Here is an 18,985-nt window from a genome sequence, read left to right on the forward strand (position 1 = left end):
GTCTCAGCTCGCCTGCGGCAGGAAGCCGTCCACCGAAAGGTAGCGCTCGCCCGTGTCGTAGTTGAAGCCCAGCACCCGCGCGTTCGCGGGCAACTCTGGCAGCTTCTGGGCAATGGCGGCCAGCGTGGCGCCGCTGGAGATGCCCACCAGCAGGCCTTCCTCGCGGGCACTGCGGCGGGCGTACTCGCGCGCGGCCTCGGCTTCGACCTGGATGACGCCGTCCAGCAGGCCGGTGTCCAGCACGGCCGGCACGAAGCCCGCTCCGATGCCCTGGATGGGGTGTGGGCTGGGCTGGCCGCCGCTGAGCACGGGCGACGCCGTGGGCTCCACCGCATAGACCTTCAGCTGCGGCCAGGCGCGTTTGAGCACCTGCGCGCAGCCGGTGATGTGGCCCCCTGTACCCACGCCGGTGATGAGGGCGTCCAGCCCCTCGGGGAAGTCGCGCAGGATCTCCTGCGCCGTCGTTTTCACATGCACGGCCGGGTTGGCGCCGTTCTCGAACTGCTGCGGCATCCACGAGCCGGGGTGCTGCTCCAGCAGTTCCTTGGCGCGCGCGATGGCGCCCTTCATGCCCTTCTCGCGCGGGGTCAGGTCGAAGCTCGCGCCGTAGGCCAGCATCAGCCGGCGGCGCTCAATGCTCATGCTGTCGGGCATCACGAGGATGAGCTTGTAGCCCTTGACGGCCGCCACCATGGCCAGGCCCACGCCAGTATTGCCCGAGGTGGGCTCGATGATGGTGCCACCGGGCTGGAGCAGGCCCTGCGCCTCGGCGTCTTCCACCATGGCCAGCGCGATGCGGTCCTTGATGGAGCCGCCCGGGTTGCTGCGCTCGGACTTCACCCACACCTGGGCGCCGCCAAACAGGCGTTGCAGGCGGATGTGGGGCGTGTTGCCGATGGTGTCGAGGACGCTGTGAGCCTTCATGCGGAACTCCTGTCGAATGTGCGGGGATAATCGCGAGTGTGAAGCAAGCCAGACCGCCGCTGGGGCAATCTCGGAAACGAGGCCCTGGAGGAAGGTCCGGACTGCATAGAGCGGCGTAGCAGCTAACGGCTGCCCGGCGAAAGCCGAGGATCAGAGCAACAGAGACGAGTTCTGTTGGGACACCCTGACGGGTGGTCTATGAGGCGCCAGCGCAAGCTGGCGTGGGGTGGAGCGAAAGCTCCGCACCGTCGGGCGAAAGCCCGAACCGAGTAGCACCTCTGTCGGGCTCTGCCCGACAGAGGTGAAACGGGCAATCTCTACGCGCAGCAACACCAAGTAGGCCAGCGTCGATGCGGCTCGCAGAGCTGGCGGGTAGGTGGCACCGAGCCGGGCAGCGATGTCCGGCCCAGAGGAATGGCGGTCACGCCGGGGGCGACCCCGGTGCACAGAATCCGGCCTATCGGCTTGCTTCACTCTTTCTTGCACGGCCCTTTCCGGCGCATTGTTTTCCTCGCCAGCCCCGGGCGCAGGGGCTAGATTCACGGTTGATGGGATGGTCGCGGGCTCAGCTTGCGGTCGTCCGTCCTGGAAGCTGATCCCGTGATGCCCGGCAGGCCCGAGTCGAGCACCACCACCAAGCGTCGGGCCAAGCCAAGGGAGTCCGCGATGAAGCTGAGCCATCTGCATTTGCGCGCCAAGCTGATGCTTGGGTTCGTCCTGCTGGCAGCCGTCGTGCTGCTGGTATCGGGGCTGGCCCTGAATTCACTCGGCCGCGCCAATGGGCGCTTCACCGACTACCTGCAGGGCGTAGGCGAACGCGAACGCTTGGTCAACGCGGTGCGCGGCGCCGCCGAGCGGCGTGCCGTGGCAGCACGCAACCTTGTGCTGGTGACGGCGGCAGCGGACCGCGATGCCGAGAAGGCGCTGGTCAGCCGTGCACACGAGGACACGCAGCAAACGCTGGCCAAGCTCAAGCAGATGCTGGCCAAGGCCGACGACCTGGGCGAGCGCGACACGGCGCTGGTGGCCGACATAGAGCGCATTGAGGCCAGCTACGGCCCGGTGGCGCTGGCCATCGTCGGCCTGGCGCTGGACGGCAAGCGCGACGAGGCCATCACCAAGATGAACACCGAATGCCGCCCGCTGCTGGCGGCGCTGCTGAAGGCGACCGAGGACTACCTGGCCTACGAAAGCCAACAGGCCGCGCTGCGCGTGCAGCAGGCCGAGCACAGCTATGGCCGCGACCGCATCGTCATGCTGCTGGTGTGTGCGGCCGCAGTGGCCGCCGCCGTGGGGCTGGGCTGGGTGCTGAGCAATGCCATCACGCGTCCGCTGCGGCGCGCCGTGCATCTGGCCGAGGCGGTGGCCTCGGGCGACCTGAGCTCCCAGATCGTCGTGGACAGCGACGACGAGACCGGCCAGTTGTTGGCCGCTCTCAAGCGCATGAACGATGGCCTGCTGGAGATCGTGGGCCGCGTGCGCCAGTCGGCCGACAGCATCGCCACGGCCTCGCAACAGATCGCCACCGGCAACCTGGACCTGTCCAGCCGCACCGAACAGCAGGCCAGTGCGCTGCAGCAGACGGCGGCGTCCATGCAGCAGATGACGTCCACCGTGCAGCAGACGGCCGAAAGTTCTCGCCAGGCCAGCCAGCTCGCCAGCGCCGCCACCGAGGTGGCCGGCCGCGGCGGCGACGTCGTGCAACGCGTCGTCGCGACCATGGGCGAGATCAGCGACTCCAGCCGCCGCATCGCCGACATCATCGGCACCATCGACGGCATCGCCTTCCAGACCAACATCCTGGCGCTGAACGCGGCCGTGGAGGCTGCCCGGGCCGGCGAACAGGGCCGCGGCTTCGCCGTGGTCGCCGGCGAGGTGCGTGGGCTGGCCCAGCGCAGCGCGCAGGCGGCGCGCGAGATCAAGGCCCTGATCGGAGCCAGCGTCGAGAAGGTGGAAACGGGCAGCCGCCTCGTCGGCGAAGCGGGCACGACCATGAACGATGTCGTCCAGCAGGTACAGCGCATGACCGACCTGATGGCCGAGATCAATGCATCAGCGTCAGAGCAGAGCAGCGGCATCGGACAAGTCAACCAGGCCGTCGCGTCCATTGACAGCGGCACGCAGCAGAACGCCGCCCTGGTGGAGCAGAGCGCGGCGGCGGCGGAAAGCCTGAAGTTGCAGGCGGCCGGACTGCTGGACGTCATTGCGCAGTTCAAGACTGGGCGCAAGGGCTTGGGGCACTGAGGCTGCGGGCCGGCGGCGCCGTCGATACACTGCCCGCCGGCCGCAACCCGCGACCGCCTTGCTCGTCCACCGACTGCCTCCCCGATGAATCCTGACGCCAGCCGCCTCTGGCGCGCGCCCCGCTGGGCCTTGGCCGTACTGCTGGCCTGCCTGGCCATGGTCGGGCCCTTCTCCATCGACACCTACCTGCCGGCCTTCTCCGGCATTGCGAAAGCGCTGGACGCGACCCCGGTGGAGATGCAGCAGACGCTCTCCAGCTACCTGTTCGGCTTCGCGCTGATGAACCTGTTCCACGGGGCGCTGTCGGACTGCTTCGGCCGCCGGCCCGTCGTGCTCATCGGGTTGGCCGTGTTCACCGGCGCCAGCCTGGGCTGCGCGCTGGCCGGCAGCATCGGCCAGTTGGTGTTCTGGCGCACGGTGCAGGGCATGTCGGCAGGCGCCGGCATCGTGGTGTCGCGGGCCATCATCCGCGACATGTTCCCGCCCGCCGATGCACAGCGGGTGATGTCGCAGGTAACGCTGTTCTTCGGCGTGGCGCCGGCCATCGCCCCGATGGTGGGCGGCTTCCTGTTCGTGCATGCCGACTGGCACTCGATCTTCTGGTTCCTCACGGCCGTCGGCGCGGCGCTGTTCGTCTCCAACTGGCGGCTGCTGCCCGAGACGCTGCACGCCGACATGCGCCAGCCCTTCCAGGTCGGCGCGCTGATGCGCGACTACTGGCGGCTGTGCAGCAGCCCCAAGTTCATGATGCTGGTGCTGGCCAGCGGCATCCCGTTCAACGGCATGTTCCTGTACGTGCTGGCCACGCCGGTGTTCCTGGGCGAGCACCTGCACTTCGAGGCAACGCAGTTCTTCTGGTTCTTCCTGTCCACCATCGGCGGCATCATGGCTGGCGCGGCGGTCAGCGGGCGGCTGGCGGGCAAGATGGCACCCAAGCGCCAGATCATGCGGGGCTTCCGCATCATGGTGGCCGTGTCGCTGGTGAATGTGGCGCTGAACCTGTTCGTGCCGTTGAACGCCTGGTGGGCGCTGCCGCTGATCGGACTGTTCTCGTTCGGCTGGGCAATGATGGTGCCGGTGGTCACGCTGCTCGTGCTGGACCAGGTGCCCGAGCGTCGCGGCATGGCGTCGTCGCTGCAGGCCAGCATCGGGTCGGCGGCCAACGGGCTGGTGGCAGGCCTGCTGGTGCCGCTGGTCATGCACTCCACCGTCGCGCTGGCGCTGGCCTCGGCCGCCATGATGGCCGTGGGCCTGCTGGCCTGGTACGGTGTGCGGCGCTCCGTCGCGGCCTGAACGCCTGTGCCCCCATCCTGCACGCCGAGACGCCGTCAGGCCGGGGCGCTCAAGCTGACGCCGCAATGGCCGAAATCTGCAGGATGAACATGAAGAAGCCGCTGACCGTTGCGGCGTGCATGCTCGCCCTGGCCGCCCAGGCGCAGCACGACGCCAAGGAGCCCGTGGACGTGCTGCGCCAGCGGCTGGCCGAGCGACTGGCCACCAAGGCCGAGACGCCGGCTGCCGCCAAACCCGCACGTGCTGCTGCGCGCCCGCCGGCCAAGGCCACGCCGCACGCGGCGGCCGCGCATGCGCACTGGGGCTACACGGGCGAGGTCGGCCCGGACCGCTGGGCCGAGCTTTCGCCCGACAACAAGCTCTGCGCCGTCGGCACGCGGCAAAGCCCCATCGACATCCGCGACGGCATCGCCGTGGAGCTGGAAACCATCGCCTTCGACTACCGGCCCAGCAGCTTCTCGGTGCTGGACAACGGCCACACGGTGCAGGTCAACGTCCCCGCCGGCAACGGCCTCACGGTGATGGGCCGCCGCTACGAGCTGGTGCAGTTCCACTTCCACCGCCCGGCCGAGGAGCGCGTCAGCGGCAAGCAGTTCGACATGGTGGCCCACCTGGTTCACCGCGACGCCCAGGGTCGCCTTGCCGTGGTGGCCGTGCTGCTGGAGCGCGGCGCCGACGACAAGCCGCAGCCGGTGCTGCAGTCGGTGTGGGCCAACCTGCCTCTGGAGAAGCACGAGGTCCTGCCGGCGCAGGGGCAGATCGACCTGAACCAGCTGCTGCCCGAGCAGCGCAGCTACTACACCTACATGGGCTCGCTGACCACGCCGCCCTGCAGCGAGGGCGTGCTGTGGATGGTGATGCGCCAGCCGGTGGCCGTGACGCAGCAGCAGATCAGCGTCTTTGCGCGCCTGTACCCGATGAACGCGCGGCCGCTGCAGGCCGGCTCGGGCCGCCTGATCAAACAATCGCAGTGAGGCGCCGGCTCGGCGCCGTGGGTTAAGCCGGCCCGCGGCCCGTGCGGCGCGCGCCGGACAGCCAGTCATGCAGCGTCGCGAACAGCTGCTCGGCGACGACGGGCTTGGCCACGTGGTCATCCATGCCGGCCTCCAGGCAGCGCTGGCGCTCCTCGTCGAAGGCGTTGGCCGTCATGGCCAGGATGGGCAGCTCGGCGCCCTGCGGCAGCCGGCGGATGGCGCGTGTTGCGTCCAGCCCGTCCATGACCGGCATCTGCACATCCATCAGGACCAGCGCGTAGTGGCCGCTGCTCACCATGTCGACGGCCTGGCGGCCATCGGCCGCCACATCCACCGGCAGGCCGGCGCTGCCGATCAGTGCCACGGCCACCTCCTGGTTCACCGCGTTGTCCTCGGCCAGCAGGATGCGCAGCGGCTGGCTGCGCGCCAGGTTCGCCAGGCGCTCACGCGCCGAGTGCAGCCGCGGCGACACAACCGGTGCGGGCAGCGCCTGCGCCACAGCCGGCACCGCCAAGGCAAACCAGAATCGGCTGCCCTGCCCCAACTCGCTGTCCACACCCACGCGGCCGTGCATCAACTCCGCCAGCCGGCGGCAGATGGCCAGGCCCAGGCCGGTGCCACCGTAGCGGCGCGTGGTGGAGCTGTCGGCCTGCTCGAAGTCCCGGAACAGGCGCGTCTGGGCCTCGGCCGAGATGCCGATGCCGCTGTCCTGCACCTCGAAGCGCAGCGGCAGCGACGCCCCATCGGCCGGCCCCTCCAGGCGCACGGCCAGGCGCACGAAACCGCGCTCGGTGAACTTGACGGCATTGCCGGCGAAGTTGAGCAGCACCTCGGCGATGCGTTGCGGGTCGCCCAGCAGCGTGCGGCCGCTGAGCTCGGGCGCGATGTCGATCTCCACGCGCAAGCGCTTGGCGGCGGCAGACTGAGCCGTCATGTTGACGATGTTGTCCAGCACCTGGTCGACCGTGAAAGGGCGCCGCTCCAGCAGCAGCTTGCCGGCCTCGATCTTGGAGAAGTCGAGCACGTTGTTGATGACGCTCAGCAGGTGCTCGGCCGCATTGGCCACCTTCTGCAGCCGCGTCTGCTGCTCCGGCTCGACCGCGTCGCTCTGCGCGAGGTAGGTCAGGCCGATGATCGCGTTCATGGGCGTGCGGATCTCATGGCTCATGTTGGCCAGGAACGCACTCTTGGCGCGGCTCGCGGACTGGGCGGCCTGCGTGACCTCGGCCAGCTCGGCCGTGCGCGCCTCCACCAGCTCCTCCAGGTGGTGGCGGTAGCGCTCCAGTTCCAGCGCGTCACGGCGCTCGCGTGAGATGTCGGTCAGGAAGCCGTGCCACAGCACGCCGCCATCGGCCTCGCGGCGCGGGATGGCGTTGCCGTAAATCCAGCGCTCAGCCCCGTCGGGCTGAGGCGTGCGGAACTCCTGCTGCCAGGGGCTCAGCGAGCGCCCCGACGCGAGCAGACCCTCGCGCACCTGGGCGCGGTCATCGGCATTGATGCAATCGAACCACGGCGTGGCACTGCGCCCCAGCTCGGCGCCCCCCACCGGGAAATACTCGCGCACCGCCTCGCTGACGTAGGCGAACGAGAACTCGCCGCCGGCCGCCAGCCGCAGCTGGAACACCACGCCGGGCACCGTCTCAGCCATGCCGCGCAGGCGCTCGATCAGCGCGAGCTGCTCCTCGAACTGGCGCTGCAGCGCCGACCGCATGTGCTCCAGATGACCGCCCAACTGGCCAATCTCGTCATGCCGCGCCAGCTGCAGCTTGGCATTGAAGCGACCCTGTGCCAGGTCGTTGGCAAAGCCGCCCAGCTCGCGCAGCGGCCGGAACAGTCGCGAGTTCAGCAGCCACAGCACCAGCGCCAGCGACACCAGCAGCTGCCCGCCCACCGTGGCGCCGTACAACAGGCGCTGGCGCTGCAGCGCGGCGCGGCTGAGGTGGTCGTCGATCTCGATCTGGATGCTGCCGATGCGCGTGGCGCCACGCATCACGTCGCGCTCGCCGGTCAGCGTGCGGCCACGGCGCCGCTCGGGCAGTTCACTCTCGATGAAGGGCACGCCCTGAGAGGCATCACTGATGCTGACGCGCACCACCTCGGGCGACTTGACGATGGCCGACACGACCTCGCGCGCGGCCACGGCATCCAGGTTCCATAGCAGCTCGGGCAGGCTGGAGGCCAGCACGTCCAGCTTGGCGTCGACCTCGCGCTGCAGCGCCTGCTCCGTGACCTGCGACTCGCGCAGGCCAATGAACAGGCCGCCCACGATGAGCGCCGGCAGCAGAAGGCCGATGCTGGCGCCCAGCGCCAGCGCGGCAAACAACGAGGAATAGGGCTTGCGGGTCAAGATGGCTCAGGCTGACGCACAAGCAGGTGAATGGGGTGAACAGCGTACCTCGCCGACGCGCGGCGCTGCAGCTTGTCGCACGGGCAGTTCAGCCCCTGCCCGGCAACTGGGGCTCCAGCGCGCTGCCCACCGGCCTGTCGCCCAGCCGGGCCTTCAGCAACGCGCCACCCATGATGCCGGCCAGCGAGGCCTGACCCAGCTCATCGCCAGCCGCCTCGCGCAGCAGGCACGGGCCGGCAATCCACCGTTTGGCGAGCGTCTTCATCGCTGTCTCCTGCTGCGGGGGATGGGACACAAGAATTTCATGGTGAACAGCCTCTGATGAAGGCGCGCGGGGCCCAGCGGCCGTCCGATCGGACAGCGCAGAACCGGCGGACGCAAACGACTTGAAATTTCAGCAGAAACGATAGCTCCCGGGCATTCTGAGCGGCACACCGACATGGCAACGCCGTGATTTGTGCGGACAAACCCCGACAGGAACGCCCGCCCGCCCCCGCGCGCCGCGCCGGCCCGCCGGTTTCGGGTGGGACGGCTCGCCAGTGTCATGCGCGCGTCACGGCGACGCCACAGCATGCGCGGTTCTGCCCCCAGCCCTGCCCTCGCCATGAAACCCACCCGCACGCTCCCCGCCCTGGCCGCCTCCCTCGCCCTCACGCTGGGCGCCAGCGCCGCCGGGGCGACCGGCCTGCTCGACGATGCCCGCCAGCTGTGGGGCGTCACGCACACCAGCGCGCCGGCTGGCTTCCTGTCCGAGATCGTCGCCTTCGACGCCGCGACCAAGACGCTGTGGGTCTCAGGCGTCAGCGGCGTCAATGTGTTGGACGCCCGCACCGGCACCTCCCTGAGCTTCATCGACACCCGCGCCTGGGGCTCGATCAACAGCGTGGCCATCAAGAACGGCGTGGCTGCCTTCGCCCTCGAAGCCAGCGATCGCACGCTGCCCGGCCTCGTGCAGCTGTACGACACGGCCAGCCGCAGCCTGCTCGCCGGCGCCAACAACATCACCGTCGGCGCCCTGCCCGACATGTTGACCTTCACGCCGGACGGCAGCCGCCTGCTGGTGGCCAACGAAGGCACGCCCACCACCTACGGCACACGCATCGGCACCAGCGTGCCGCAGGTGTTCGGCAGCAGCGCCAATGACCCGGTCGGCAGTGTCAGCATCATCGACGTCGCCAGCCGCACGGTCACGGCCACCGCGACGCTGGCCGGCGTGGCCCAGACCGGCAGCCATATCCGCACCGGCACGGGCATGGACTTCGAGCCCGAGTACATCACCGTCAACAAGGCTGGCACGCAGGCCTACGTCAGCCTGCAGGAAGCCAACGCCATGGGCGTGCTGGACCTGCAACGCGGCCAGTTCACCAAGGTCGTGGGCCTGGGCGCCAAGGACTTCTCGCAGGCCGCCAATGCCATCGACACCAGCAACAACGGCACGGTCAGCTTCCAGACCGTTGCCGCCAAGGGCCTGTACATGCCCGACGGCATGGCGAGCTTCCAGTCCGGCAGCAAGACCTATGTCGTAATGGCCAACGAGGGCGACTTCCGCGAGGACGACAAGGACCGCATCACCGGCAAGTCACTGGGCGCCACGGGCGTGCTTGATCCGCTGCGCGTCTCCGCCACGGACTCGTCGGCAGGCGACCTCTACGCCGCCGGAGCCCGCTCCTTCTCCATCCGCGATGCCGACGGCAACCTCGTCTACGACAGCGGCAACATCCTGGACGTCCAGGCCCATGCGCTGGGCCTCTACAACGACGGCCGCAGCCGCGACAAGGGTGTGGAGCCCGAGGGCGTGGTGCTGATGGAGATCGGCGGCAAGACCTTCGCCTTCATCGGCCTGGAGCGCACGACGACCGGCGCCGTCGCGGTGTTCGACATCGACGTCAACGACCCCAGCAAGACCAGCTTCGTGCGCATGCTGACCATGACCGGCGCCATCGCCCCCGAGGGTCTCACCGGCTTCACCATGGACGGCATGCACTACCTGGCCGTGTCGGCCGAGGGTGCTGACGGCGTGAACGCCGGCACCGCGCTGTTCGCACTGGCACCGGTGCCCGAGCCCAGCACCTATGCGCTGCTGCTGGGCGGCCTGGGCGTCATCGGCGCCACGGCGCGCCGCCGCCGCAGGTGATTCAGGCGGGCCGAGCGCCGGGCCGCCCCAAGCCGGCCCGTTGAGCGATGTGCAAGCCGGTCGATGCGGCTTGCATCGCCGCCCCCTCGGGGGGCCGACCGGGCCAGCCCGCGTTCAGCGCGGCTCGACCGGACGAGGGGCCAAAGTCCTCAACCAGAACGACTCGTACTTGCGGTGCCAGCCGGCCGGCTTCACGACGCCGCCCATGGCGTGCGCGCCGTCGGGGTCGAGGTAGAGCTCAACCAAAGCATCCTTGCCGGCATCCAGCAGCTCGCGGTAGACGTTGACGGTGTCCTGGTAGAGCACGTTGGGGTCCTGCATGCCGTGCACCAGCAGCAACGGCTTGCGCAGGCCCTTGGCCAGCGGCAGCAGCGAATGCTTGCGCAGCACGGGCTTGGTCCGGTCGACCTTGCCAATGGTGCGGCCGCTGTACCAGCTGTTGTAGTTCTCCCATTCCGTCGGGCCGGCACCGGCAATGCCGGCAGCGAACAGGTCGGGTCGGGTGAACATCGTGTACTGGGTCTGGAAGCCGCCGAAGCTCCAGCCGTTCAGGCCCACGCGCGCCGTGTCCACGCCGTAGCCGGGCAGCAGCTTGACGAGGTCTTCCAGGTCCTCGCTCTGTGGCTCGCCGGGGCGCTCCCAGTTGGCGCCGGAGAACTTGCGGCCGTAGTTGCTGTGGCCGCGCGGGTCAACCGCAATGGTCACGAACCCATGCTTCGCCGCCATGTACTGGCCGAACAGGTAGGCCGTGTTCTGGAAGCTGTCCACCTCCACGATGTGGCGGTCGTTCAGCGGGCCACCGTAGACGTAGACGACGCCAGGCCGCTTGTCCGTGGCCTGCCAGCCGGCGGGCTTGAACAGATAGGCCTCGATGCGGTCACCGTGACGGTTGGTGTAGGCGAAGCGCTCGGGCTGCAGCAGCTTCAGGTCGTTCCAGGCCTTGTCGCTGCTGTCGGTCAGCGTGCGCGCGGCGGCCTTGCCGTCAGTGGGCAGCAGCTTGAGCTCGGGGCGCTGCGCCCAGTTGCCGGCGTTGGCAGCCACCCAGCGGCCGTCCTCGGACGCGGCGGCCGCGCGGTGGAACTCACCGGCCGCGCCCAACGCCTGCGTGGTGCCGCTGGCCAGGTCCACGCGCAGCAGGTTCATTGCCGCCGTGTCGCCCTGGTTGGCCAGCACGAACAGCGCCTTGCTGTCGGCCGTGAAGCCGGCAATCTGGTGCGCCTCGAACGCACCCTTCACCAGCGGCCGCAGCGCACGCGTGGCCACGTCGATGGCGTAGGGCAGGCGCCAACCGGATTCGTCCAGCACCAGCACCAGCGTCTTGCCGTCCGGCGTGAAGCGCGGCTTGATGACGTTGACCACCTCATGGCCGACATCGCCGCGCCGCTCCAGCACCAGCTCGGGCTTGGCGTTCTCGCTCGCGCTGCCAACGTAGACGCGCAGCAGCTCCTTTTCGCGCTCCCAGGTCGTGAACGCGTAGCGGCTACCGTCGCGCGCCCAGGCCACGTCGCTCATCTCGAACCACACATCGCCGCCGTTGTTCGTGAACACCGGTGCCGGCTGCTGGCGCGGCGCCTCGCCGGCAGCCGGCACCTGGCGGATGTACAGCGCCATGGGCGGCACGCTGCGCTTGTCATCCGACACTTCGCGCGGCACCTTCTTAGCCGTGGCCCAGCGCTCGCCGTAGCTCATGATCTCCACCTGCCGACCGGTCGGCGCCGGGGCCTTGTCATCAGCGCCCCGCGCCAGCGCACGCGCCACCAGCGACATCCAGCGACCGTCCTCGCTGACCACGGTCTCGGCAATCTTGTATTTCTTCTGCTCGTCATCCGGATGGATGAGCTCGCGGTTGACCACCTGCACGCCCGGCTGCCGCAGCCCGGCCCGCAACACGCGGGTCTCGTCGGCAAACAGCACCGCCGTGTCATCGGCGGTGTAGCCCACCAGGCGCAGGTCGCGCTGCGTGGCCACCACCTGCGCCGGCGCGGCGTCGCCGGCCTTCCAACGGTACAGCCCGCCGCGGTACTGGAACACCAACTCGTCGGCCTTGCGCGCCCACGCGAACTGCGCCGCGCCGGGGTAGAGGTCAGTGGGCTTGAGCTTGTCGCGGGCCTGCTTCTTCTTCAGCTCATCACGCAGCTCCCACAGCTCGCGGGGCTTGTCCTCGGCCTTCTTGTCGGCGGCAGACGCGGCAGGCGCCGCTGGGATGGGCTTGCCCGCACGCTGCGCGGCCAGAACGGCGGCGGCATGCTTCTCGGCGTCGGCCTCGGCCTTCTCGGCGGCCTTCTGCGCGTCGTCCTTGGCCTTCTTGTCGGCCAGCTCCTGCTTCACGACGGCCAGCGCCGCGGTTTCCCACTGCGACAGGTCCACCGGCTCGCCACGCAGGTAGGCCTGCTGCGCCACTTCGCGCTCCTGGCGCTCGGCGTATTCGGTGTTGCGCTGCTGCAGCTTCTTGTCGAAGCGGGCCAGGTCTTCCGGCGCGTCGAAGGCCGCCATGACGGCGGGCGACGTGATGCGCGTGGTCTTGCCCGTGCGGGTGTCGTGCACCCAGAGGTCGCTGCCGGGCTCGCCGAAGGGGCTCCACAGCCAGGCCAGGTAGCGGCCGCTGCGGCTGAAGGCGACGTCCTTGGCGGGATCGTTGCGGTAGGGCTGGGCGCGGAAGATCTGTTCGAGGGTGGGAACAACCTGGGCGGGCGCTGTCTGCGCCTGCAGCGGCATGGCGGCCGCAATGGCCAATGCAAGGGCGAGGCTGCCAACGGCAGCGAAAGTCACGGGCTTCAAGGGGTCTCCTGAATTGCCCCCTAGGGTTAGGGGCGACGCATTCTAGGAAAGAGCGTCGCCCAACCCGTTCGTCACGCCGGCCATCAGCGCAGCGCGATGACAGAGGGCTGCAGCGTGGAGTTTCTCGACTTGCGCCACAGCGCCACGCCGACATGGATGGCCACGCCGATGCCGAACAGGCACAGCGCGCCCACGCTCCACACCACCCACGCCAGCACGGTGACGCCGCCCGACAGCCACGGCAGCGTGCCAACCAGTGCCTGCAACTGGGGCGTCAGCGTTTCGAGCGTGCCGGCCAGCCACTCGGTCACCGGCACGGGCAGCCAGGCCGTCAACGCGGCAGGCAGGCTCCAGTCCCCCGAGCCCAGGTTGCCGGCGTGAGACAGCACCGCCGCCAGCAGCGCCTCGCCCGACCACACCAGCCCGCTCCACAGCGCCAGCAACAGCAACACCAGCATCCATCCCAGCAAGATCATGGCCATCCCTTTCGTATGACAGAGCCCACAGTGTGCGCGGGCCGGGCCGGCCTAGACAGCAGCAGGCCTCGCAGCGCCGCTTCGGAAAAGCCGAAGCGTCCTCAGCCCGCCTCGCGCGACAGCACCGGCGCCAGCGCAACGCCAGTGTGGCTGCCGCTCGCCACGACCTGCTCCGGCGTGCCTTCAACGACGATGCGGCCGCCGGCGGTGCCGCCTTCCGGCCCCAGGTCCAGCACCCAGTCGGCCTCGGCGATGACGTCCAGGTCGTGTTCGATGACCACGACCGAATGCCCGCCCGCCACCAACCGGTGCAGCACGCGGATCAGCTTCTCGACGTCGGCCATGTGCAGGCCCACCGTCGGCTCGTCCAGCACGTACAGCGTGTGCGGTGCCTTCTGGCCGCGACGCGTGACGTCGTCGCGCACCTTGACCAGCTCGCTGACGAGCTTGATGCGCTGCGCCTCGCCACCGGACAAGGTGGGCGACGGCTGGCCCAGCGTCAGGTAGCCCAGGCCCACATCCTTCAGCAACTGCAGCGGGTGGGCGATGGACGGCATGGACGCAAAGAACGCCACCGCCTCGTCCACTTCCATCTGCAGCACGTCGCCGATGCTCTTTCCCCGCCAGCTCACGCCCAGCGTCTCGGGGTTGAAGCGCTGGCCGTGGCACTGGTCGCATGGCACTTTCACATCCGGCAGGAAGCTCATCTCGATGGTCTTCATGCCCTGACCTTCGCAACCCGGGCAGCGGCCCTCGCCGGTGTTGAAGCTGAAGCGCCCCGGCGCATATCCGCGCGCCTTGCTCTCCAAGGTCTCGGCGAATAGCTTGCGGATGGCATCCCAGAAGCCGATGTAGGTCGCCGGGCAGGAGCGCGGCGTCTTGCCGATGGGGGTCTGGTCGACCTCCAGCACGCGGTCGACCTGCTCATGGCCCGTGATGCCATCACAGCCCTGCCACTTGGCCGGCGCTTTGCGCAGCGGAACCGCCACCGCCATGTTGGCCAGCAACACGTCGCGTGCCAGCGTGGACTTGCCGGAGCCCGACACCCCCGTCACCGCCACCAGCCGGTGCAGCGGCACGTCCACCGTCACACCCTGCAGGTTGTGCAGCGCGGCGTTCAGAACGGTCAGCTTGGGCGCCGTCGGGGCTATGGCGCGGCGTTCCTGCAGCGGGTGGATGAGCGGGTGGGCCAGCATGCGGCCGGTGGTGGAGTCCTCCACCGCCGCCAGTTCCGCGGCGGTACCTTGCGCCACGACGCGGCCGCCGCGTTTGCCGGCACCGGGGCCAATGTCGATGATGTGATCTGCGCGGCGGATGGTGTCCTCGTCGTGCTCCACCACCACCAGCGTGTTGCCCTTGTCACCCAGCGTGGACAAGGCCTTCAGCAGGATCTGGTTGTCACGCGGGTGCAGACCGATGGTCGGCTCGTCCAGCACGTAGCAGACACCCTGCAGGTTGCTGCCCAGTTGCGCGGCCAGGCGGATGCGCTGTGCCTCGCCGCCCGACAGCGTCGGCGCGGCACGATCCAGCGTCAGGTAGCCCAGGCCCACCTCCTCCAGGAACTCCAGCCGGCCCAGGATCTCGCTGACCACGTCACGCGCGATGTCAGCGTCGCGGCCTTCCAGGTGCAGGCTCTGCACCCAGGCGCGCGCCTGGCCCACGCTCCACGAGGCCACCTCGCCAATGGCCTTGTCCTCGAACTCCACCGAGCGCGCCGTCGCGTTCAGGCGCGTGCCATGGCAATCCGGGCACGGCGCGTCAGTCAGGCCTTCCAGCTCGGCCTCTTCCGACGGGAAACTCTGCTCGCGACCACGGTTGTCGTCGGCGGGCGCGCTGTCGTCCAGCGCCTTGCGCTGCTCGCGCGTCAGGCTCAGGCCCGTGCCCACGCAGCTGGGGCACCAGCCGTGCTTGGAGTTGTACGAGAACAGGCGCGGGTCCAGCTCGGGGTAGCTGGTGCCGCAGGCCGGGCAGGCGCGCTTGGTGGAGAACACTTTGACGCTGCCGACGCCGGCCCCCGTGCCGCCGTCTTCCAGGTTGAGGCCATCCAGCGGCGCCAGCAGGTGCAGCACCCCCTTGCCGGCGTCCAGCGCCCTGGCCAGCAGCTCGCGCAGCTCGGGCTCCTTGTCCGGGCTGATCACCAGATCGCCCACCGGCAGCTCCAGTGTGTGTTCCTTGAATCGATCGATGCGCGGCCACGGCGACGTGGGCAGGAATTCGCCGTCCACGCGCAGGTGCGTGTGGCCCCGGCCCTTGGCCCATTTGGCGAGGTCGGTGTAGACCCCCTTGCGGTTGACCACCAGCGGCGCCAGCAGGCCCACGTGCTGCCCCCGGTAGTCGCGCATCAGCTGTGCGGCGATGCTTTCCACGCTCTGCGGGCGCACCGGCGCGCCGTCGTGCACACAGTGTTGCACGCCCAGCTTCACGTACAGCAGGCGCAGGAAGTGCCAGACCTCGGTGGTGGTGGCGACCGTACTCTTGCGCCCCCCGCGCGAGAGGCGCTGCTCGATGGCAACGGTGGGCGGAATGCCCCACACCGCGTCCACCTCGGGCCGGCCGGCCGGCTGCACGATGCTGCGCGCGTAGGCGTTCAGCGATTCGAGGTAACGGCGCTGGCCTTCGTTGAACAGGATGTCGAAGGCCAGCGTGCTCTTGCCCGAGCCGGACACACCGGTCACCACGTTGAACTTGCCGCGCGGGACCTCCACCGTCACGCCCTTGAGGTTGTGCTCGCGGGCGTTGACGATCTTGATGGCCTCGTCGGCCTGGCGGCGCGCCTGGATCAGCTGCTGCAGCGGGCGCCCTTCCTCCACGGCCATGGCGGGGCGGTCCATGTGCAGTGCGTAGTCACGCAGCGCCGCCGCAGTGTGAGAGGTGGGATGCTGGGCCACGGCCTCCGGCGTGCCGACGCAGACGACTTCGCCCCCCGCATCGCCGCCCTCGGGGCCCAAGTCGATGAGCCAGTCGGCCGCGCGGATCACATCCAGGTTGTGCTCGATGAGGATGAGCGAATGGCCCGCTGTCAGCAGCTTGCGCATCGCGCGCATCAGCTTGGCGATGTCGTCGAAGTGCAGGCCGGTGGTCGGCTCGTCGAACAGGAACAGCGTGCCCTTCTTGGCCACGCCGAAGCGCGGGTTGGATGCCGCCTCGGCCAAGAAGCCGGCGAGCTTCAGGCGCTGCGCCTCGCCACCCGACAGCGTGGGCACCGGCTGGCCCAGGCGCACATACTCCAGGCCCACGTCAACGATGGGCTGGAGCTTGGTCAGGACGGCGCGGTGCTCGCTGAACAGGTGCACCGCCTCGGCCACCGTCAGCTCCAGCACGTCGGAGACGCTCAATTCCCGATCCTTCAGCGACAGTTTCACGTCCAGCATCTCGGCGCGGAAACGCTTGCCATCGCAATCCGGGCAGCGCAGGTAGACGTCGCTGAGGAACTGCATCTCCACGTGTTCGAAGCCCGAGCCCCCGCAGGTGGGGCAGCGGCCATCACCGGCGTTGAAGCTGAACATGCCGGCGCTGTAGCTGCGCTCGACCGCCAGCGGGGCCACGGCGAACAGCTTGCGGATCTCGTCGAACGCGCCCACGTAGCTGGCCGGGTTGGAGCGCGCCGTCTTGCCGATGGGCGACTGGTCGACGAACACCGCGTCGGCCAGGAAGTCCGCCCCCAGCAGCGATTCGTGCGTGCCGGGCGTCTCGGTGGCCTTGCCGAACTGGCGGGCCAGCGCGGGGTAGAGCACGTCCTGCATCAGCGTGCTCTTGCCGGATCCCGACACGCCGGTCACGACGACCAGGCGCTGCAGCGGGAACTCGACCGACACGTCCTTCAGGTTGTGCTCGCGCACGCCCTGCAGGATGAGCTTGGGCGTGCTGTCTTCCACCAGGCGCTTCAAGCCCATGCCCACATGCTTGCGGGCGCCCAGGTAGGCGCCGGTCAGCGTGTCCGCTGCGCGGATGGATTCGGGCGTGCCATCGAACACGATCTGCCCGCCGCGCTCGCCAGGGCCGGGGCCCATGTCGATGAGCCGGTCGGCCGCCAGCATGACGGCGGGGTCGTGCTCCACGACCACCAGCGTGTTGCCGGCATCGCGCAGCCGCTGCATCGCCTGCACGATGCGATTCATGTCGCGCGGGTGCAGGCCGATGCTGGGCTCGTCCAGCACGAACAGCGTGTTGACCAGGCTGGTGCCCAAAGCAGTGGTGAGGTTGATGCGTTGCACCTCGCCGCCCGACAGCGTGCGGCTCTGGCGGTCCAGCGTCAGGTAGCCCAGGCCCACATCGCACAGGTAGCGGCTGCGGTGGCGGATCTCGTCCAGCAGCAGCTTCAGTGCCTCGTCCAGCATGGTGCTGGGCAGTTGCAGGCCGTCGACAAAATTGCGCAGGCGCTGGATGGGCAGCTGCATCAGGTCGTGCAGACTCAGGCCCGGCAGCGCTTCCAGTTGATCACGCGTCCAGTCCACACCGACGGGCAGGAAACGCTGGCCGGCCGGCAACGCTGCGTCGGCCAGCGCCTTGGCACCCACGCGCCACAGCAGCGCCTCGGTCTTCAGACGCGCGCCGCGGCACGACGGGCATTCCGTGTAGCTGCGGTACTTGGACAAGAGCACGCGGATGTGCATCTTGTAAGCCTTGCTCTCCAGGTAGTCGAAGAAGCGCTTGACCCCGTACCACTGCTTGTTCCAGTTGCCGTTCCAGTTCGGCGTGCCGTCGATGACCCAGCGGCGGTGCTCCGCGCTCAGGTCCTTCCACGCGGTGTCGCGCGGAATGCCGGCCTCGCCGGCGTACTTCAGCAGGTCGTCCTGGCAGTCCTTCCACGCCGGCGTCTGCATGGGCTTGATGGCGCCGTTGCGCAGCGTCTTGCGCTCGTCGGGAATGACCAGCCCCAGGTCCACACCGATGACGCGGCCAAAGCCGCGGCAGGCCTCGCAGGCGCCGAACGCCGAATTGAACGAGAACAGTGCCGGCTGCGGGTCGGCGTAGCGGATGTCGCTTTCCGGGCAGTGCAGACCCGTGGAAAACCGCCACAGCGTGGCCCCTTCGTCACCCACGTAGACGCTCAGCCGGCCTGACCCTCTTTTGAGCGACAGCTCGATGGCCTCCATGGCCCGCTGCTTGCCGGCGCCCAGGATGCGGAAGCGGTCGGCCACCACGTCCAGCACCTTCTTGCCGTCGACCTCTCGCTCGGCCTGCACGCGCGTGAAGCCGCTGGCCGACAGCCATTGCTCGACCTGCGCCGCCGTCGTGTTGGCCGGCAGCTCCACCGGGAAGGTCAGCACCATCCTGGGGTCCGATGCGGCCTCGGCACGCGCCATCAGTTCCGCATAAATGCTTTGCGCGGTGTCATGCCTGACGGGCAGCGCCGTTTGGCGGTCAAAAAGCTCCGCCGCGCGGGCGTACAGCAGCTTCAGGTGGTCGTTGAGCTCCGTCATGGTGCCGACCGTGGAGCGGCTGGTGCGCACCGGGTTGGTCTGGTCGATGGCGATGGCGGGCGGCACGCCATCCACCTTGTCCACCGCCGGGCGGTCCATGCGATCCAGGAACTGGCGCGCGTAGGCGGAGAAGGTCTCCACATAGCGACGCTGGCCCTCGGCATAGAGCGTGTCGAACACCAGGCTGGACTTGCCCGAGCCGCTGGGGCCCGTCACGACGGTCAACTCGGCCGTGCGCAGGTCGAGATCGAGGTTCTTGAGGTTGTGCTGTCGAGCGCCTCGGATGCGGATCAGACCGTCAGACATGGAAGGGGGCCAAAACGACGAAGGCCAGCAGTGTAGGGACGCGCTTCGACGAAAACTGTCAGCACGACCCGCTTGCCGAGCCTACG

General features: G+C 69.1%; 9 protein-coding genes, 1 other RNA gene and 2 pseudogenes. 6 read left to right on the forward strand and 6 right to left on the reverse strand.

Annotated elements, in window-relative coordinates:
- Positions 1 to 3 precede the first annotated feature (3 nt).
- The gene (cysK, locus tag ACG0Z3_RS13760; RefSeq protein ID WP_394398309.1) at positions 4 to 924 is read right to left on the reverse strand and encodes a cysteine synthase A; all 921 of its coding nucleotides are present in this window, start codon (positions 922 to 924) and stop codon (positions 4 to 6) included.
- A 40-nt stretch (positions 925 to 964) separates the two neighbouring features.
- On the opposite strand from cysK, the gene rnpB reads away from it, so the two are divergent.
- The 4 genes from rnpB to ACG0Z3_RS13780 all read left to right on the forward strand — a co-directional run bounded on the left by rnpB (position 965) and on the right by ACG0Z3_RS13780 (position 5,435).
- Positions 965 to 1,400: RNase P RNA component class A (gene rnpB, locus ACG0Z3_RS13765), an RNA gene on the forward strand.
- A gap of 190 nt (positions 1,401 to 1,590) precedes the next feature.
- Positions 1,591 to 3,168: a methyl-accepting chemotaxis protein gene (locus ACG0Z3_RS13770; RefSeq protein WP_394398311.1), complete on the forward strand. Its 1,578-nt coding sequence runs from the start codon at positions 1,591 to 1,593 to the stop codon at positions 3,166 to 3,168.
- An 84-nt stretch (positions 3,169 to 3,252) separates the two neighbouring features.
- On the forward strand, positions 3,253 to 4,461 hold the full coding sequence (locus tag ACG0Z3_RS13775) for a multidrug effflux MFS transporter (RefSeq protein WP_394398313.1): 1,209 nt from the start codon (positions 3,253 to 3,255) through the stop codon (positions 4,459 to 4,461).
- A gap of 89 nt (positions 4,462 to 4,550) precedes the next feature.
- A complete protein-coding gene (locus ACG0Z3_RS13780) occupies positions 4,551 to 5,435 on the forward strand; it encodes a carbonic anhydrase (protein ID WP_394398315.1) in 885 nt (294 codons plus the stop codon).
- Positions 5,436 to 5,457: 22 nt separating this feature from the next.
- Here ACG0Z3_RS13780 and ACG0Z3_RS13785 read toward each other — a convergent pair whose 3' ends face one another.
- A complete protein-coding gene (locus tag ACG0Z3_RS13785) occupies positions 5,458 to 7,782 on the reverse strand; it encodes an ATP-binding protein (protein ID WP_394398317.1) in 2,325 nt (774 codons plus the stop codon).
- Positions 7,783 to 7,870: 88 nt separating this feature from the next.
- Entirely contained in the window at positions 7,871 to 8,047 is a 177-nt protein-coding gene (locus ACG0Z3_RS13790; RefSeq protein ID WP_394398319.1) for a hypothetical protein, read from the reverse strand.
- Positions 8,048 to 8,386: 339 nt separating this feature from the next.
- On the opposite strand from ACG0Z3_RS13790, the pseudogene ACG0Z3_RS13795 reads away from it, so the two are divergent.
- Positions 8,387 to 9,775: pseudogene (locus tag ACG0Z3_RS13795) on the forward strand (choice-of-anchor I family protein); the annotation flags it as partial.
- A gap of 54 nt (positions 9,776 to 9,829) precedes the next feature.
- Positions 9,830 to 9,916: pseudogene (locus ACG0Z3_RS13800) on the forward strand (PEPxxWA-CTERM sorting domain-containing protein); the annotation flags it as partial.
- A 114-nt stretch (positions 9,917 to 10,030) separates the two neighbouring features.
- Here the strand turns inward: ACG0Z3_RS13800 and ACG0Z3_RS13805 are convergent.
- From ACG0Z3_RS13805 to uvrA, 3 genes are all read right to left on the reverse strand, one after another.
- Positions 10,031 to 12,685 (reverse strand): S9 family peptidase, encoded by a 2,655-nt coding sequence (locus tag ACG0Z3_RS13805; RefSeq protein ID WP_394398754.1) that lies wholly within the window; start codon positions 12,683 to 12,685, stop codon positions 10,031 to 10,033.
- A 92-nt stretch (positions 12,686 to 12,777) separates the two neighbouring features.
- The gene (locus tag ACG0Z3_RS13810; protein WP_394398321.1) at positions 12,778 to 13,170 is read right to left on the reverse strand and encodes a hypothetical protein; all 393 of its coding nucleotides are present in this window, start codon (positions 13,168 to 13,170) and stop codon (positions 12,778 to 12,780) included.
- Between the two features lie 101 nt (positions 13,171 to 13,271).
- Positions 13,272 to 18,899: an excinuclease ABC subunit UvrA gene (gene uvrA / locus ACG0Z3_RS13815; RefSeq protein WP_394398323.1), complete on the reverse strand. Its 5,628-nt coding sequence runs from the start codon at positions 18,897 to 18,899 to the stop codon at positions 13,272 to 13,274.
- Between the last annotated feature and the right edge of the window lie 86 nt (positions 18,900 to 18,985).

The organism is Pelomonas margarita (assembly GCF_043555875.1).
Taxonomy (GTDB): Bacteria; Pseudomonadota; Gammaproteobacteria; order Burkholderiales; family Burkholderiaceae_C; genus Pelomonas; species Pelomonas margarita.

Excerpts from the sequence above, each read along its gene's own strand:
- ACG0Z3_RS13790 (WP_394398319.1), bottom strand. The coding sequence starts at position 8,047 with ATGAAGACGCTCGCCAAACGGTGGATTGCCGGCCCGTGCCTGCTGCGC.
- ACG0Z3_RS13775 (WP_394398313.1), top strand. The coding sequence starts at position 3,253 with ATGAATCCTGACGCCAGCCGCCTCTGGCGCGCGCCCCGCTGGGCCTTG.
- cysK (WP_394398309.1), bottom strand. The coding sequence starts at position 924 with ATGAAGGCTCACAGCGTCCTCGACACCATCGGCAACACGCCCCACATC.
- ACG0Z3_RS13780 (WP_394398315.1), top strand. The coding sequence starts at position 4,551 with ATGAAGAAGCCGCTGACCGTTGCGGCGTGCATGCTCGCCCTGGCCGCC.
- ACG0Z3_RS13810 (WP_394398321.1), bottom strand. The coding sequence starts at position 13,170 with ATGATCTTGCTGGGATGGATGCTGGTGTTGCTGTTGCTGGCGCTGTGG.
- uvrA (WP_394398323.1), bottom strand. The coding sequence starts at position 18,899 with ATGTCTGACGGTCTGATCCGCATCCGAGGCGCTCGACAGCACAACCTC.
- ACG0Z3_RS13770 (WP_394398311.1), top strand. The coding sequence starts at position 1,591 with ATGAAGCTGAGCCATCTGCATTTGCGCGCCAAGCTGATGCTTGGGTTC.